Origin of the sequence: Asticcacaulis aquaticus, assembly GCF_028550415.1 — a bacterium.
Classification (GTDB): Bacteria; Pseudomonadota; Alphaproteobacteria; order Caulobacterales; family Caulobacteraceae; genus Asticcacaulis; species Asticcacaulis aquaticus.
Genome location: NZ_JAQQKX010000029.1, coordinates 1 through 15,208 on the forward strand (window position 1 = coordinate 1; position 15,208 = coordinate 15,208).

The 15,208-nt window shown below is 60.5% G+C and carries 15 protein-coding genes and 2 pseudogenes; 6 read left to right on the plus strand and 11 right to left on the minus strand.

Annotation, left to right across the window (positions count from 1 at the left end):
* Positions 1-103 (plus strand): annotated as a pseudogene (locus PQU92_RS18555) (IS5/IS1182 family transposase); the annotation flags it as partial.
* 111 nt (positions 104-214) lie between these two features.
* Here PQU92_RS18555 and PQU92_RS18560 read toward each other — a convergent pair.
* Complete coding sequence (locus tag PQU92_RS18560; RefSeq protein WP_272749792.1) at positions 215-1,108, minus strand: LysR family transcriptional regulator; 894 nt, start codon at positions 1,106-1,108, stop codon at positions 215-217.
* Positions 1,109-1,217: 109 nt separating this feature from the next.
* Here PQU92_RS18560 and PQU92_RS18565 point away from each other — a divergent pair, with 109 nt between their 5' ends.
* Positions 1,218-1,967 carry an SDR family NAD(P)-dependent oxidoreductase gene (locus PQU92_RS18565; protein ID WP_272749793.1) on the plus strand — a complete coding sequence of 250 codons (750 nt, stop codon included), beginning with the start codon at positions 1,218-1,220 and terminating at the stop codon, positions 1,965-1,967.
* 179 nt (positions 1,968-2,146) lie between these two features.
* Here the strand turns inward: PQU92_RS18565 and rimM are convergent, their stop codons facing one another.
* From rimM to PQU92_RS18605, 8 genes are all read right to left on the minus strand, one after another.
* Positions 2,147-2,677 (minus strand): ribosome maturation factor RimM, encoded by a 531-nt coding sequence (gene rimM, locus PQU92_RS18570; protein WP_272749794.1) that lies wholly within the window; start codon positions 2,675-2,677, stop codon positions 2,147-2,149.
* A 31-nt stretch (positions 2,678-2,708) separates the two neighbouring features.
* Positions 2,709-3,179, minus strand: a complete 471-nt coding sequence (locus PQU92_RS18575; protein WP_272749795.1) for a hypothetical protein — start codon at positions 3,177-3,179, stop codon at positions 2,709-2,711.
* 158 nt (positions 3,180-3,337) lie between these two features.
* Positions 3,338-3,790: a 30S ribosomal protein S16 gene (rpsP, locus tag PQU92_RS18580; protein WP_272749796.1), complete on the minus strand. Its 453-nt coding sequence runs from the start codon at positions 3,788-3,790 to the stop codon at positions 3,338-3,340.
* 29 nt (positions 3,791-3,819) lie between these two features.
* Positions 3,820-5,400, minus strand: a complete 1,581-nt coding sequence (gene ffh / locus PQU92_RS18585) for a signal recognition particle protein (RefSeq protein WP_272749797.1) — start codon at positions 5,398-5,400, stop codon at positions 3,820-3,822.
* A gap of 222 nt (positions 5,401-5,622) precedes the next feature.
* Positions 5,623-7,575 (minus strand): glycoside hydrolase family 43 protein, encoded by a 1,953-nt coding sequence (locus PQU92_RS18590; protein WP_272749798.1) that lies wholly within the window; start codon positions 7,573-7,575, stop codon positions 5,623-5,625.
* Positions 7,576-7,690: 115 nt separating this feature from the next.
* Complete coding sequence (locus tag PQU92_RS18595) at positions 7,691-8,920, minus strand: glycosyltransferase (protein WP_272749799.1); 1,230 nt, start codon at positions 8,918-8,920, stop codon at positions 7,691-7,693.
* A gap of 30 nt (positions 8,921-8,950) precedes the next feature.
* On the minus strand, positions 8,951-9,178 hold the full coding sequence (locus PQU92_RS18600; RefSeq protein ID WP_272749800.1) for a hypothetical protein: 228 nt from the start codon (positions 9,176-9,178) through the stop codon (positions 8,951-8,953).
* A gap of 324 nt (positions 9,179-9,502) precedes the next feature.
* A complete protein-coding gene (locus PQU92_RS18605) occupies positions 9,503-10,699 on the minus strand; it encodes an LL-diaminopimelate aminotransferase (RefSeq protein ID WP_272749801.1) in 1,197 nt (398 codons plus the stop codon).
* A gap of 240 nt (positions 10,700-10,939) precedes the next feature.
* On the opposite strand from PQU92_RS18605, the gene PQU92_RS18610 reads away from it, so the two are divergent.
* Complete coding sequence (locus tag PQU92_RS18610; RefSeq protein WP_272749802.1) at positions 10,940-12,562, plus strand: MDR family MFS transporter; 1,623 nt, start codon at positions 10,940-10,942, stop codon at positions 12,560-12,562.
* Positions 12,563-12,564: 2 nt separating this feature from the next.
* Here PQU92_RS18610 and PQU92_RS18615 read toward each other — a convergent pair whose 3' ends face one another.
* The gene (locus PQU92_RS18615; RefSeq protein ID WP_272749803.1) at positions 12,565-13,299 is read right to left on the minus strand and encodes a type IV pili methyl-accepting chemotaxis transducer N-terminal domain-containing protein; all 735 of its coding nucleotides are present in this window, start codon (positions 13,297-13,299) and stop codon (positions 12,565-12,567) included.
* Positions 13,300-13,515: 216 nt separating this feature from the next.
* Between PQU92_RS18615 and trxA the strand changes: the two genes are divergently transcribed.
* From trxA to PQU92_RS18630, 3 genes are read left to right on the plus strand one after another with little or no spacing between them, the layout of a single operon-like run.
* Entirely contained in the window at positions 13,516-14,391 is an 876-nt protein-coding gene (trxA, locus tag PQU92_RS18620) for a thioredoxin (protein ID WP_272749804.1), read from the plus strand.
* Positions 14,392-14,398: 7 nt separating this feature from the next.
* A complete protein-coding gene (locus PQU92_RS18625; RefSeq protein WP_272749805.1) occupies positions 14,399-14,635 on the plus strand; it encodes a Trm112 family protein in 237 nt (78 codons plus the stop codon).
* Between the two features lie 5 nt (positions 14,636-14,640).
* The gene (locus tag PQU92_RS18630) at positions 14,641-14,997 is read left to right on the plus strand and encodes a bleomycin resistance protein (RefSeq protein WP_272749806.1); all 357 of its coding nucleotides are present in this window, start codon (positions 14,641-14,643) and stop codon (positions 14,995-14,997) included.
* Positions 14,998-15,107: 110 nt separating this feature from the next.
* Here the strand turns inward: PQU92_RS18630 and PQU92_RS18635 are convergent.
* A pseudogene (locus PQU92_RS18635) lies at positions 15,108-15,208 on the minus strand (IS5/IS1182 family transposase); the annotation flags it as partial.

The window sequence follows — 15,208 nt, forward strand, 5'->3', positions numbered from 1 at the left end:
ATTAAAGGACTGGAGACGCATCGCCACCCGATACGACAAACTCGCAGCCAATTTTGCTGCCGCCATCGCTATTGCTATCGCAATTACTTGGTGGACTGATTGAGTCTCGAACCTAGAGCATGTTGCGATCTGGTTGGATCGGAATCGTGCTCTAATCTTTTGTTTTGTCGCGCATTTGGTTCCAAAAACCGTTGCACACTTTTTGGAATGCGCTCTAACCTGCGTATCCCTTCATCAGCCCCGCTACCCAGTCGATGAAGACCCGGACACGGCGGGCCAGATTGCGCCGCTGCGGATAGATCAGCGATACCGGCATGGGGGCCGCCCGGTAATCCGGCAGAATCTCGACCAGCCTGCCGTCCGCCAGGGCCTGCGCCAGCCCGATGCGCGGGGCCTGAATGATCCCCAGACCGTTCAACGCCGCCTGCGTATAGGCCTGCGAATTGTTGACCGTCACGACGCCATCCATTGGTATTGTGCGATAGGTGTTGCCTTCGGCGTATTCGAAACCGTCCGGTCGCGCCCCCATCTGGCTGACATAATGGACCAGCCGATGCGCGCTCAGATCATCCAGCGTTCGGGGCGTACCGAACCGCGCAAGATAGGCCGGGCTGGCGACATTGATCAGGGTCAGATGGCCCATCGCCCGCACCGTCAGGCCGGAATCGGTAAGCGTTCCGACGCGGATCACGCAATCGAAGCCTTCGCGCACCACGTCGACGAAGCGGTCGGTCGAGGACAGTTCGATACGCAGATCCGGGTGCTGATCGAGAAACGCGGGCAGGTTCGGCAGGATCAGGCTATGCGACATACCTAAGGGCATATCGACCCGGATACGCCCGTTCACCGCCGCCGTCTCGAACAGGCCCGACAGGTCGTCGGCATCGGCCAGCAAATCCTTGGCCCGCTCGTAAAAGACCTGTCCGTCGTGGGTCAGTTGTACCCGCCGCGTCGTGCGGTAAAGCAGCTGCGTCCCCAACCCGGCCTCAAGCGCCTGCACGGCGGTGGAAAGCGTCGCCTTGGGCACACCCAGGCTGTCCGCCGCCTTGGTGAAGGACGACAGTTCGGCCACCCGCGTGAACATCAAAAGGGCATCGAGGCGTAACATGCGCTTATTATTGTTCATTTAACCGAACAGTCCAATCAGATTTCGCAGATTTATGCGAAAATTTCGACCGGATAAGATGCGTCATCGGATCACATACAGGAGACCAACCATGACCATAGCGATTATCACCGGCGGCAGCCGCGGCCTCGGGCGTAACGCCGCGCTGCATCTGGCCAAAGACGGCGTCGATGTCGTCTTCACCTACCGCTCGAACCTGACCGAAGCGCAAAGCCTCGTCGCGGAAATCGAAGCCCTGGGCCGCAAGGCCGTCGGCCTGCCGCTCGATGTCGGCGCGGTCGGCACATTCGCGGCCTTTGCCGACAAGGTGAAGGAGACGCTGACGGCGTGGGGCTATGAGCGCTTCGATTACCTCGTCAACAATGCCGGGATCGGTATCCATGCCGCGTTCAGCGAGACGACCGAAGCGCAGTTCGACGAGCTGATGAACATCCATTTCAAAGGGCCGTTCTTCCTGACGCAGGTTTTGCTGCCGCTGATGAACGACGGCGGGCGCATCCTCAATGTCTCGACCGGTCTGTCGCGTTTCTCGGTGCCGGGTTACGCCGCCTACGCCTCGATGAAGGGCGCGATGGAGGTTCTGACGCGCTATCAGGCCAAGGAACTGGGTGCGCGCGGCATCGCGGTCAATATTCTGGCGCCGGGCGCTATCGAGACGGACTTCGGCGGCGGGCGCACGCGTGACAATGCCGATATGAACGCCTTTGTAGCAAAGAACACAGCGCTGGGACGCGCCGGCTTGCCGGACGATATCGGTGGCGCGGTCGCGGCCATCCTGTCACCCCGCAGCGGCTGGATCAACGCCCAACGCATCGAAGCGTCAGGCGGCATGTTTTTGTAAAAGGAAGTAAGAATTTACCACGAAAAGCACGAAAAACACGAAAAGTACGAAAAAGCTGGCTCACCTAATTCGCCCACAGGGCATAGATTGTTGTGTGGCAAACTCTCACGATGGGCGCTTCGCGTAATAGCTTCAACACAAATTTTTCGTGCTTTTAGTGTTTTTCGTGGTCAAAAACCTTACTTGGCTTCCCCTTCGACCACCTGCTCCGCAGGCGGGGAAATCACCACATACCCATCCGCGATATTCACGTCCGGTACGTTTTCGCGCGTGAACATCAGATAATAACTCGCCCCGCCCTTCGGCTGGATATCGAGCAGATCACCCGCGCCGAAGTCCTCGACCGCCTTGACACGCCCCAGGACAGACCCGTCTGTTCCACGCACCTCAAGCCCGATCAGGTCGGTGATGTAGTAGTCGTCCTCGTCCTCGATCTCAGGCAATTCCGCCCGGTCGACATACAGCTTCAGACCTTTCAGCTTTTCCGCCGCCGTGCGGTCGGGGGCCTGCTCGGCGCGCACCAGAAGCTGCCCCTTGTGCGCCCGCGCGGCGGTGATGACCAGCGCCGGTTTGCCGTCCTGCGACAAAAGCGGGTTATATTCCAGCACGCTGACCGGATCGTCCATAAAGCTGAGCAGTTTGAATTCGCCCTGCACGCCGTGCACGGCACCGACCTGCGCCACGAAGATGAGATTAGATTTTTGCGTCATGCCTGCGGGATAGCTGAGGCGCGCCGTTTAATCAAGGTTGGCAGGTTTTCGGCACCGCCTGTTTGACCGGTTTGCTGGTCCTGACCAGCTTGCCGCTGCGGATCGTCATCGGCTGATAAGGCGGTTGAATCTGCATGCCGTAATTGGTGATGTGCAGCACGTAACAACCTGCAAAGACCTCTTTTGTGCCGTCCTTGCTGACGGATTGCACGGCAACCGGCAGGGTATAATAGATGTTTCCCGCGCCCGGATCGGAGGTCGCCTTACCCGTCACCACCCAGACTTCGCGGGTGTTTTCATAGCCCTTGGCCCACTTTTGGAATTCCGGCAGGTAGTCGCGCTCGTAATAGGTATAGGCGCGCGCCAGTTCGCCACGATTGATGGCGTTGTAATAGGACTGGATCAGGGATTGCGGCGTCGAACGGTCGTCGAGATAGACCGGCAAAGCGACGGCTGAGGTGGTGATGGTTAGACCGGCAAGGGCCAGCAGGTATTTGCGCATAGGGGGAACTCCTTTTGAGTTTCAATAACCGGTATGGCCATAAGACGGCGATCAGGATTGCCCCTCACCCTAACCCTCTCCCCGTAAACGGGGAGAGGGGATAAAGAAAAAGGCCGGAGCGTGAGCCCCGGCCTTTCCCAGCATCAAATCGCAGAAACTTAGGCTTCTTCAGCCGGGGTTTCGACGGCAGGCTCTTCAGCAGCAGTGTCTTCAACCACCGGAGCGGCAGCTGCGGCAGCGGCTTCTTCACGGGCGGCGGCTTCGGCGTCCAGACGGTCCTGTTCGCGTTGCGCGCGCTCGGCGGCGCGTTCCTGAGCCTTCTTGCCCGGGGTGCCCTTTTGCGGGTTGTTGCCGTGTTCCCACTTCACGAGGCCTTCCTTCGACAGGAAACGCGCGACGCGGTCGGTCGGCTGGGCGCCCTTCTTGAGCCAGTCGGCGATGACTTCGGTCTTCAGGGTCACGCGCTTGGCGTCGTCCTTGGCCAGCATCGGGTTGTACGAACCGACCTTGGCGATGAACTTACCGTCGCGCGGAGCGGCGGCGTCAGCGATGACGATGTGGTAGTAGGGGCGCTTCTTGGAACCGCCGCGGGCGAGACGAATTTTCAACATGATAAGATCCTTTGTTCGTTGAAGTTCAGTTATTTCTTGAAGGGCGGTTTCGCGCCGCCCAATCCAGGTATTTGGCCAGGGAGACCGCCGAGGCCGGGAAGGCCGGGCAATCCTTTGGGAAGTCCGGGAACATCGGTCGGCATCTGACCGGCCCCCAATTGTTTCAAGCGCTCGAAATCGACGCCGAGATTGTCACCGATGGCAGCCGGATCGGCCTGCATCTTCTTACCCATCTGCTGCATCTGAGCCATATTCGGGCCGCCGCCCATACCGAGCATCTTGGCCATGTTGCCGAGGCCCTTGCCGCCGCTGCGCGCCATCATCTTGAAGGCGTCGGCCATCTGGCGGTGCTGTTTGAGCAGGCGGTTGATTTCCGACACCTCGACGCCGGCACCCGCCGCGATACGGCGCTTGCGCGAGGCATTGAGCAGGTCGGGCTTCTTGCGCTCGATCTTGGTCATCGACGAGATGACGGCGATCTGACGGTCGAACATCTTGTCCGAGATGTTCATCTCGTCCATCTGCTTCTTGACCTTCTGCACGCCCGGCAGCAGACCCATAATGCCCTGCATCCCGCCCATGCGCTTCATCTGCTTGAGCTGTTCGGCCAGGTCATCGAGGTCGAACTGACCCTTCGACAGCTTCTTGGCCATCTGCTCGGCCTTGGCGGCGTCAAGCTCCTGCGAGGCCTTTTCGACCAGCGCAACAACGTCACCCTGACCGAGGATACGACCGGCGATACGGCGGGCGTCGAACACGTCGAGCGCATCGACCTTTTCGCCGGAACCCGTGAACTTGATCGGCAGGCCCGTCGTGGCGCGCATCGACAGCATGGCGCCGCCGCGGCCATCGCCATCGACGCGGGTCAGGATCAGGCCGGTCAGCGGCAGGCGCTCATGGAAGGCGGCGGCGGTACGCACGGCGTCCTGACCGGTGAGCGAGTCGGCGACAAGGAAGGTTTCGACCGGGGTGGAAATGGTCGCGATTTCAGACGCCTCGGCCATCATGCCTTCGTCGAGCGTCGTACGACCGGCGGTGTCGAGGATCAGGACGTCATAACCCTGAAGCTTGGCCGATTGCAGGGCGCGGCGGGTGATTTCGACGGCGTTCTGACCGGCAATGATCGGCAGGACATCGACGCCGATCTGTTCGCCGAGCAGCTTCAACTGCTCCATCGCCGCCGGACGGCGGGTGTCGAGCGAGGCCATCATGACCTTCTTGCGCTCGAACTTGGTCAGGCGCAGCGCCAGCTTGGCCGAGGTCGTCGTCTTACCGGAGCCTTGCAGACCAGCCATCAGGATGACGGCGGGCGGCACGGCGGCCAGATCGATCGGGGTCGGTTCTTCGCCGCCCAGCATGTCGATCAGGCCGTCATAGACGATCTTGACCACCTGATCGGCGGGCTTGACGGCCTTGATGATCGCTTCGCCGGTGGCCAGTTCGCGCGCCTTGGTCATGAACTGACGCACGACCGGCAGCGCCACGTCAGCTTCGAGCAGGGCGACCCGCACTTCGCGCAGGGCTTCGTCGACGTCCTTTTCCGAAAGGACGCCGCGGCCGCTCAGGCGGTCGAAAAGACCGGACAGGCGATCGTTCAGCGAGTCGAACATGCGTTAACTTCCTAAATCTGCCGGGCTTTTCACAAAACAAAAACACCCCGAGAACGCTCCGCGTCGTCGGGGATCCTCCGGTTCCCGTCCGGTCATCTGCCGGGGTCGTAACCTGAGAGGGTTTGTCTGTGAAAGGCGTTTCGGCCTGAATATCGGGTCCCTATGACGGTTTTGCCCGCCAGAGTCAAGTCGGGGCGAGAGTAAGCCTCTCGCCGCCAAACCTTATGGACGCCCCCTGCCGTTCTTGATCGGCTCACCGACATCGCCGGGCTTGAATGGCGCCACCAGCGGGTCCATGGGCTTGATGGCTCCATCGGGCGTGAATTCCATCTTCGCCAGCACCGTCTGACGCTGATAACCGCCACCTTCGGGCAGGGCATGGCGGTGATAGGCGACGTACCAGCGATCGGTACCGGGGACATTGACCACGCTGTGGTGCGCCGTACCGACGGCGACGCCGTGCTTTTGCAAGACGATGAAGCCCTCGTCCGGCGAGGTTACCGGCCCCAGCGGCGAGTCGGCCGTGCCCCAGCCGACGCGATAGTTCGGGCTGCGCGCATCGTCGATGGACCACATGAAGTAGTACTTGCCACCGCGTTTGAAGACCACGACGCCTTCACGATGGTCCTTCATGGCAATGGTGCCCACCGCGCCGTCCACGGTGATCATGTCCGGCTTGAGTTTGACGACGTTCCCCAGCTTGCCGTTACCGTAGTAGAGATAGGCCTGACCGTCGTCGTCGATAAACGGATAGGGATCGATGGTATTGGTCTGCACGCCCGTGCCCTTGGCGATCAACGGCTTGCCCAGAGCGTCTTTGAACGGGCCCTTCGGCGATTTCGACGTCGCCACACCGATATTCCCCTGCGCGCAGAAATACATGTAATAGGTGTCGTTGTGCTCGATAACGTCCGGGGCCCAGGCCTCGATCTTTGCCCAGGTCAGATCGTGCGCCACATCGAGGATCATGCCCTCGTTTTTCCACTCGACCAGATTTTTCGACGACCAGACGGAAAAGTCCGTGGTCTGCCAGTTCGGTTTGTCCGAGGTCGGATAAAGATAATAGGTGTCGCCGAACACCCGGATAGCTGGATCGGCTGTATAGCCTTCCAGCACCGGCGGTGGCGCAGGGACAGGCGCTACAGCCTCCGTTGACGGCACGGCGGCTTCCAGATTGGTCACCAGCCACGCCGGCGCTTTCAGCACCGTGCCGTGCCGCTGACCCTTGGCGACCGCAACGTCGGACGACACGTCGGTCCAGTGTTGCCAATCCGTGGTCTCATAGGCGCCATAACGCTTATCGGCATAGTAATCGACATAGAGGCGCGTTGTGTCACCCATGGTCACAAGCGTCGGCCCTTCGGCGCGCTGCCCCGACACCAGCGGGGTCGGCATGAGTTTGTAGGGGCCCGTAACCGTGTCCGCGACGGCCCAGCGCACCGCGCCCCATTCTTTGGTTTTCTGTTTGTCACCTTCCTTGAATACGGCGATATAGCGCTTGCCATTCTTCACGATCGTCGTGTCGATATGGTCGAAGCCGGGATCGATCAGCACCTTGGGCGTGCTGAACGTGACGAAGTCCTTCGTCGTCACGAAATAGGTGTAGTTATTCATCCGCTCGGTGGATTTGGTCTTCGGGAAGCGCCCGTCGATATCCGACGACCAGGTGATGACATACTGTCCGGTCTTTTCGTCATAGACCGTTTCCGGGGCCCAGGCGTTGTTGGTGCCTTTCACGCCTTCCAGAAACGGCAGGTATTTTTGCTCCGACCAGTGGATAAGGTCGGTCGAGGCCGCATAACCGATACCCTTGTCCTTCCAGCCCGTCGTCCACACCATGCGGAATACGCCGTCCGGCCCGCGCAGAATGTGCGGATCGCGCAGCAGCTTGCTACCGACGGTGGGTTTCAGGAACACCTTGCCCAGATCGGTCCACGCCTTGCCGTCATCGCTGACCGACAGGTGCAGACCATCACCGCTGCCCTGAAACGAGGTGAAGAGATAGGTGCTGACCGGCCATTTGGGCTTGGGCGGAACGGGAGCCTGGGCCGGGACAGGTGCCGCCCCAAGAATTTGCACTGGGGTTTGCGCTGGGGTTTGCGCCAGGGCTGCGCCCATACAGGCCAACCACAGACACGCGACACTTCCGGATAGACGGGTGGTGAGAACGGGCATGGGATTTCCTCTTATCTGTAGGCTTATCTCATAGCCGAGGTCGTCGCGCTCTGCAAATCCTCAGACAATTAAACACGACTGTCGCCCCGTCGCTTCTGTCAACGCAGGATGAACCTCAACTCAGCCAGGCATTGAATGGCATGTCATCTAGCGCCTCTCTCGCCCACGCCCGGTTCAGCACCGCGGGCGTCAGGCGTGCCACGCGCGCCTTTTCCGTGTGTATACCGGGGTCATAGACCAGTTCTCTCAGCAGGTGCGCCGCCGCCTGCACGTCGGGTTCGGCCCAATACTGCGCCCGTTCGCGTTTAACCGCACTATAGGCACCGTCCGGATCGTTCAGCGGGATCAGGTCATAGGGCACCGGATACCCGTTATCGGCCTTGAGAAAATCGGTATTGCCGGACCAGTCGGTCGCCACCACCGCTACGCCTGCGGCCATGGCTTCGAGCAGGCTAAGGCCAAAACCTTCCGAGCGGTGAAGCGACAGCAGAATATCGAACGACACCATAAAGCGATCCATATCCGCATCGCTCAGGCGCTCGGTATAGAGGCGAATGTCATCGCGCCCGCCAATCAGGTTGGTCAGATGCATTTCAGTCGCGGCGTCGATGCCGGAAACCTTAAGCGTCAAAGCCGCCTTATCCGTTGGTTCCGGAAACGCCGCCAGCCATGCCTCGATGGCGGCCCATGGATTCTTGCGCGCCGGGGACGACTTGATATCGAACAGGCTCAGGGCCTCGCAACGATGGTCTTGCAGACCGAAACGCGCCCGATCGGGGGCCGCGCCACTCAACAACGGGTGCGGCATGACCCGAACACGCTCAGACAGACCGGTCTGTCCTTGCGCCTCAAAGGCGACGATCAAAGCATCGCGGACAAAGGTGCTGGGCACCCAGATTTCGTGTAGCCACTTCGCCATACGTGCCCACTGCGCAGGCGCTTTCGGCGTTTCCCACGCCCAGTACCCGATGCGATAGCGCCGGGACCACTGCGACGGATCATGCGCCATCAGCATGACCAACACTTCGGGGGCATTAGCATGGATCAGCCAGACCCCGCCATTCTCGCCCGGCAGAACGGCCTTCTGATCGATTATGTGCTTAAAGGCCGGGCGCATATCGTGGCGCTCGACCGCATAACCTGCCGCTTCCAACGCATCGGCGGTCATCCGGCCCGCCCGTCCGATCCCCAGACTTTCGGTCAAAAACCCGGACACCAGTAATCGCCCCGGAGACAGGTCGTCCGTCTTCGGCCACGCCCCCATGCGGGTCAGCGCGATCGCTTCGAGTCCGCCGTGGATCAATGGCAAACGATATTTTAAAGGAAGCGTCCGAAGGCCGAGCATAGGGCAGACCTAGCGGGTTTTAGTGCAGAGTTAAAGCCCCAGCCACTTACGGCGTTGCGACCAGTAGGACTGAAACTGATCGGCCAGACGCTCGTCCTCGAAATTGACGACCTTGACCATTTGCGCACCCTGAGTGTCCGAATGAATCGAAATGGAATCGGCGTCCTGCAGGGAGGCAGCTTCGACGAATTTGAAAAAGGCGCCAAAGAAGGCGTCTTGTTCGGACGCGGTGGCGATGTCGAACTGCAAACTAATCACGGCCTATCCCTCTTGCACAAATTCAGTCTTGAGAATTCTGGTTATGTCACTCATCCCGAAACCCCCGATAATTCCGGGCGTTTTTCGAAATACGCTTTAAAATACAGATCTTTACGCGCCCGCTTAAAATATGTGCAGCGCACAATCCGTTAATGAAAACCTAAAAGCCGCCCGGAGTCAAATAAGACTCTGCTAAAAAGGGCTCCAACGTGATCACATAACCACGGTCTTGGCCCCTTGTCTCTAAATTGCCACAAAACCTGATCCGCGGCCCTTGCCGTTAAGTCAATAACGACAAGGGTTTATCAGATAAATGACGCCAGGCTATTCGGCGGCGCGAACCTTGGAATCCGGCTGCAGCAGCTTTTTGATATTGCGCGCCGCCTGACGGATACGATGCTCGTTCTCGACCAGGCCGATGCGCACGAAGCCCTCGCCGTATTCGCCGAAGCCCAGACCGGGTGCCACCGCCACATGGGCTTCTTCGATCAGCAGCTTGGCGAATTCGATCGACCCCAGATGCTTGAACTTGTCGGGGATCTCGGCCCAGGCGAACATCGAGGCCGGCGGCGGCGGAATATCCCAGCCCGCGCGCTTCATCGAGTCGATCAGCACGTCGCGGCGCGACTTATAGATATTGCGGATTTCCTCGACATTGTCCTGCGGACCGTTGAGCGCCGCGGCGGCGGCCACCTGCATTGGCGTAAAACCACCGTAGTCGAGATAGGACTTGACCCGGGCCAGCGCCGCGCAGATTTCCGCATTGCCGACGACCATGCCGACGCGCCACCCGGCCATGGCATAGGTCTTCGACAGCGAATTGATTTCGACCGAACGCTTGATCGCACCCTCGACCTGCAGGATCGACGGCGGCGGGTTATTGTCGAAGTAGATTTCCGAATAGGCGATGTCCGACAGCACGATCAGGTCGTGCTTTTCGGCGATGCGGATGATTTCCTTGTAGAAATCGAGATCGACCCATTGCGCCGTCGGGTTGGACGGATAGGAGACGATCAGCACCGACGGCGTCGGCACGGAATGTTTCACCGCGCGCTCGATGCCCGACAGATACTGCTCCGGCGACAGAGCGGGAACGTGGCGGATCACGCCGCCCGCCATCAGGAAGCCGAAAGCATGGATCGGATAGGCGGGATTCGGGCAGATGACCGTATCGCCCGGAGCCGTGATCGCCATGGCGAGGTTGGCGAAACCTTCCTTGGAGCCCAGCGTCGCGACAACCTCGGTATCGGGATTGAGCTTCACGCCATAACGACGGTCATAATAACCGGCCATGGCCTTGCGCAGACCCTGAACGCCCTTCGACACGGAGTAGCCGTGAGTCTTGGGCTTCTTGACCGTCTCGACCAGCTTGTCGACGATGTGCGGCGCCGTATCCATGTCCGGATTGCCCATGCCGAAGTCGATGACGTCGGTGCCTGCCGCGCGCAGACGTGCCTTCACCTTGTTGACTTCTTCGAAGACATAAGGGGGGAGACGACGAATACGATAAAAATCGCGCATGACAGCACCTGAGTGAACGACCTGACGAGGTACGGGGTGGATGAGACGGCGAAATGCCGGGATCGCTCATATGACGCATCGGGCGCGAATTGTCATCCTGTGAACACTGGTTTTTTCGGAAATTTTTGCGTCTTGCGAAAAATATTCCTTCGCAGAGGGCGCACGCCTCGTTTGGCCGAGATTGGCGTTTTGCACCCCCCTGTGGTAAGCGCAGTATCCATAATGAACAGAGACGCCGTAATGGATACGCCTCAACAGGACTTTACCGCTGCCGAGCGCCGCATCACCCTGATCGCATTGATGATCGTCTTCCTGCTGTCGGCGCTGGACCAGACCATCGTCTCGACCGCCATGCCGAAGATCGTGGCGCAGTTGTCGGGTCTCGACCTCTATGCCTGGGTGACCACCGCCTATCTGCTGGCCTCGACGGTCATGGTGCCGATCTACGGCAAGCTGTCGGACATCTATGGTCGCAAGCCCATCCTCGTCATCGGCATCGTCATCTTCATGATAGGCTCGGGTCTGTGCGGTCTGGCCGGAGAGTTCGGCAACCTGCCCATCCTCGGCGGCGGCATGGTACAACTGATCGTGTTTCGCGCCATTCAGGGCTTGGGCGGTGCGGCCCTGATGACCTCGGCCTTTGCGGTGATCGCCGATATCTATCCGCCGCGTGAGCGCGCCAAGCTGGGCGGTCTGTTCGGCGCGACCTTCGGTATCGCCAGTGTTCTGGGGCCGCTGGTCGGCGGCTTTTTCACCGATCTGGGGACGGTCAGCCTTTTCGGTCTGCCCGTCGCGGGCTGGCGCTGGGTCTTCTATATCAACCTGCCGCTGGCGGGGCTGGCCCTGTTCATGATTCTGGTGAAGACGCCGAAACTGCTGCACCGAACCGGTGGGCGCATCGACTTTATCGGCGCGGGCCTGCTGCTGGCGACCTTCCTGCCCTTCCTGCTGGCCCTCAGCCTTGGCGGTACGGCGGGATGGTCGTCGCCTCTGGTCATCGGCCTGTTCGTCGGGGCAGCTCTGGCTCTGGCGGCGTTTCTGTTCGTCGAATCGCGCGTCATCAACCCGATCATTTCGCTGTCACTGTTCAGGAACCGCACCTTCGCCACCGCCAATCTGGCGTCTCTGATCATCTTCATGGCCTTCATGGGTCTGGTGTCGTTCCTGCCGCTGCTGCTGCAACTGGCCCAAGGCATGAACGCCACGGCCAGCGGCCTGTCGATGATGCCGCTCACCGTCGGTCTGATCGCCTCGGCGACGATTTCGGGCCTGATCGTCAATAAGATCGGCAAATACCGCCTGATCATGGTCGGCGGCGCAGCCTTGACGGCGCTAGGAGCCTTCCTCCTGTCGCGCCTGCCGGCCGAGACCCACGTCATCGACGTCGTCTGGCGCGTGGCGTTGATCGGCATAGGTCTCGGCCCGGCGCAGAGCCTGTTCAATCTGGCGGTTCAGAACGCCGTCGAACGTCATGAACTGGGCGTGGCCACCTCGTCCGGGCAGTTTTTCCGTCAGATAGGTTCGACCATCGGGGTGGCGGTGTTCGGCGCGGTCCTGACGCACAATCTGATGGTCATGACGCCGAAAACCCCTGCCGACAGCGCGCAGGTCCAGACCCTCTCTCTGGCCGAACTGGAACGCATGGCGCTGGCCGGGCAATCCGAAGGCGCGGCCCATGCCGACGTGCCGCCCGAAGTGCGCGAAACCGTGTCCGACGCCATCAAGGGCGTGATGTTCGCCGGTTTCCTCGTCTGCCTGCTGGGTCTGGTCGTAACGGCGATGGTGCCCGAACTGCCGCTCAAATCGTTCAGCAAGCCGGAGCCTTTGGGCGAGGCGCCCGGCGAGCCGCCGCCCGAAACCTGAGCCTATCCCCGCATATAGGTCAGGATGTCCTTCGAGGCCGACTGGATATCATCGGAAATGGTCTTGATCTCCTGCGTCAGGGCGGTGAATTCGCGCCCGAACTCACCGGCGCGCGCCGCCGAGATACGGGCATTGAACGAGATCATCCGCGCCACCTCGGCGGCTCCGGCGATGCGACCGGCCGCCTTCATCACCCGCGCGCGATCCTGGGTCGACTGACGCGCCTGAGCGGCCTCTAGCGCGTGGATGTCCTGTTCCAGTGCCACGGTCAGACCGACCACGCAGCTCAGGACCGGACCGGCGATTTCCGCCGCAAAGATGACCACCTCCGCCGTCTCGACCCTCGTGCCCGCATCGAGCGCCCCGCAGAGATCCGTCGATTTGCGGATAAAGGTCCGGATACTCCGCTCGGGCGACGGATCGCCCGCATGGAGGTAGGCGTTCAACGCCGGCAGGGCGCGCACGTCCTGATCGGGTGCCGTGCGGCCGCTGACGATCAGGTCGTGGCTGCGGGCAAACTGGTCCACGGTATCACCAAGCGCGACCTGCCACTGCCGGTCCTCCGGCGCGCTCAGGCCCAGCATCAGCGTCAGACCGATGCGCTGGCTCAACATGCGCTGACGGCCCGCCAGATTGACAAGATCGGTGAGGGACGAGGTCTGGTTTATTCGGGAAGAGTCAGGCGCGGGGTAACCGGTCAAAGGTCGCGACGGCACCGCCCCCATATCCAAAGCCATGGTATTACCCGCTTCATGTAGGGAAGGATGTAGCCGACGCCGTTGCCTGCTGTGGGCATTATGAGGGGGCAAGTACTAAACGATGGGTTAATATCCACCCATTTCCGGTTGATATTTCGCATTCGCGAAATCGAAAATAACCCGGCGGCGCTTGCGGAGATTGCGTGCGCCACACATCCTATATAGATCATAAGAATAAACCCACGGCAGGACACCATGGCCAACAGCCCGCACATCATCGACGGCAGCGACGCCGATTTCGTCGCCAACGTTATCGAAGCCTCGAAAACGACCCCGGTCATCGTCGATTTCTGGGCGACCTGGTGCGGCCCGTGCCGTCAGTTAGGGCCCGCATTGGAAAAGGTCGTCGGCGAGGCTAACGGCAAGGTGAAGCTGGTCAAGATCGACGTCGACAAGAACCCGATGGTCGCCGGACAGCTGCGGGTGCAGTCGATCCCCACCGTCTATGCCTTTGTCGATGGTCGCCCGGTCGATGGCTTCATGGGGGCCAAGCCCGAATCCGAACTGCGTGCCTTTATCGAAAAACTGGGCGTCGCCGGTGACGATGGTGCCCCGTCGATCGAGGACGCGCTGGAACTGGCCGCGCAATCGGCGTCTCAGGGCGATATGGCCAGCGCCATGGAGGCCTACAGCTTCGTTCTGGAGCAGGACCCGCAGAACCTCAAGGCCATTGCCGGGGTCGCGCGCCTCTATATCAAGGTGGGACAGCCGGAGCAGGCCAAGCAATTCCTCGATACCGTGCCTGCCGATACCAAGGATGCGGATATTCTGGGCCTGCGCGCCGCGCTGGAACTGGCCGAGGACGCGCCGACCGATCTGGAGCCGTTTTTCGCGCGCGTGGCCGCCAATCCGGCCGACCACGAAGCCCGTCACGAACTGGCGCGCGGGCTGGCTGGGCAGGGTGAAATGACCGCCGCCATCGATGAACTGATGACCATCATCAAGGCCGATCCGGCGGGTGCGGGCGAAACCGCCAAGGCGTTTCTGCTGAAGATTTTTGCCGCCGTCGGCCCGATGTCCGATATCGCCAAGGCCGGTCGCCGCCGCCTTTCTTCTTTGCTTTTTAGCTAGGTCTCTCATGTCCGATATCGAAATCGAAGCCCCGACCACCGACTCACCGGTTCCCGATACGTCGGAAATCGATCCGCGTCTGCTGGAAGCCCTGGTGTGTCCGGTGACCCGCCGCGCCCTGACCTACGACAAGGCCGCGCAGGAACTGATCAGCCCATCCGCCGGACTGGCTTTCCCGATCCGTTCGGGCGTGCCGATCATGCTGGTCGATCAGGCCCGCCGCTTCGAGCCGCAAAAGAGCTAGGGCTCATGACGGAAGATCGCATCACGGCCAATTTGCCCGCCATCGATTTTGAAGCGACCGCGGCCTTTTATGCGAAGCTGGGCTTTGTCGAGACGTATCACGACGATGGCTGGATGATACTGACGCGCGGCCCGCTAGTGCTCGAATTCTTTCACCATCCGCAACTGGTGCCGTCCGAATCGTGGTTCAGCGCCTGCGTCCGGATCAAGGATATCGATGCGCTTTACGCGGCATGGTCGCTGGCGGGGCTGCCCGATCATGACCTGCCGCGTCTTACCCCGCCACGCGATGAGCCGTGGGGAAAACGTATGTTCGCCCTGATCGATCTCAACGGCAGCCTTTTGCGCTGCATCGGTGATTAAAGCGCATTCCGAAAAGTGTGCAACGGTTTCGGATCTAAATGCGCGACAAAACAAAATGTTAGAGCCGGATTTCGATTCAATCTGAACGAAATCCGCTCTAGGTTCGAGACTCAATCAGTCCACCAAGTAATTGCGATAGCAATAGCGATGGCGGCAGCAAAATTGGCTGCGAGTTTGTCGTATCGGGTGGCGATGCGTCTCCAGTCCTTTA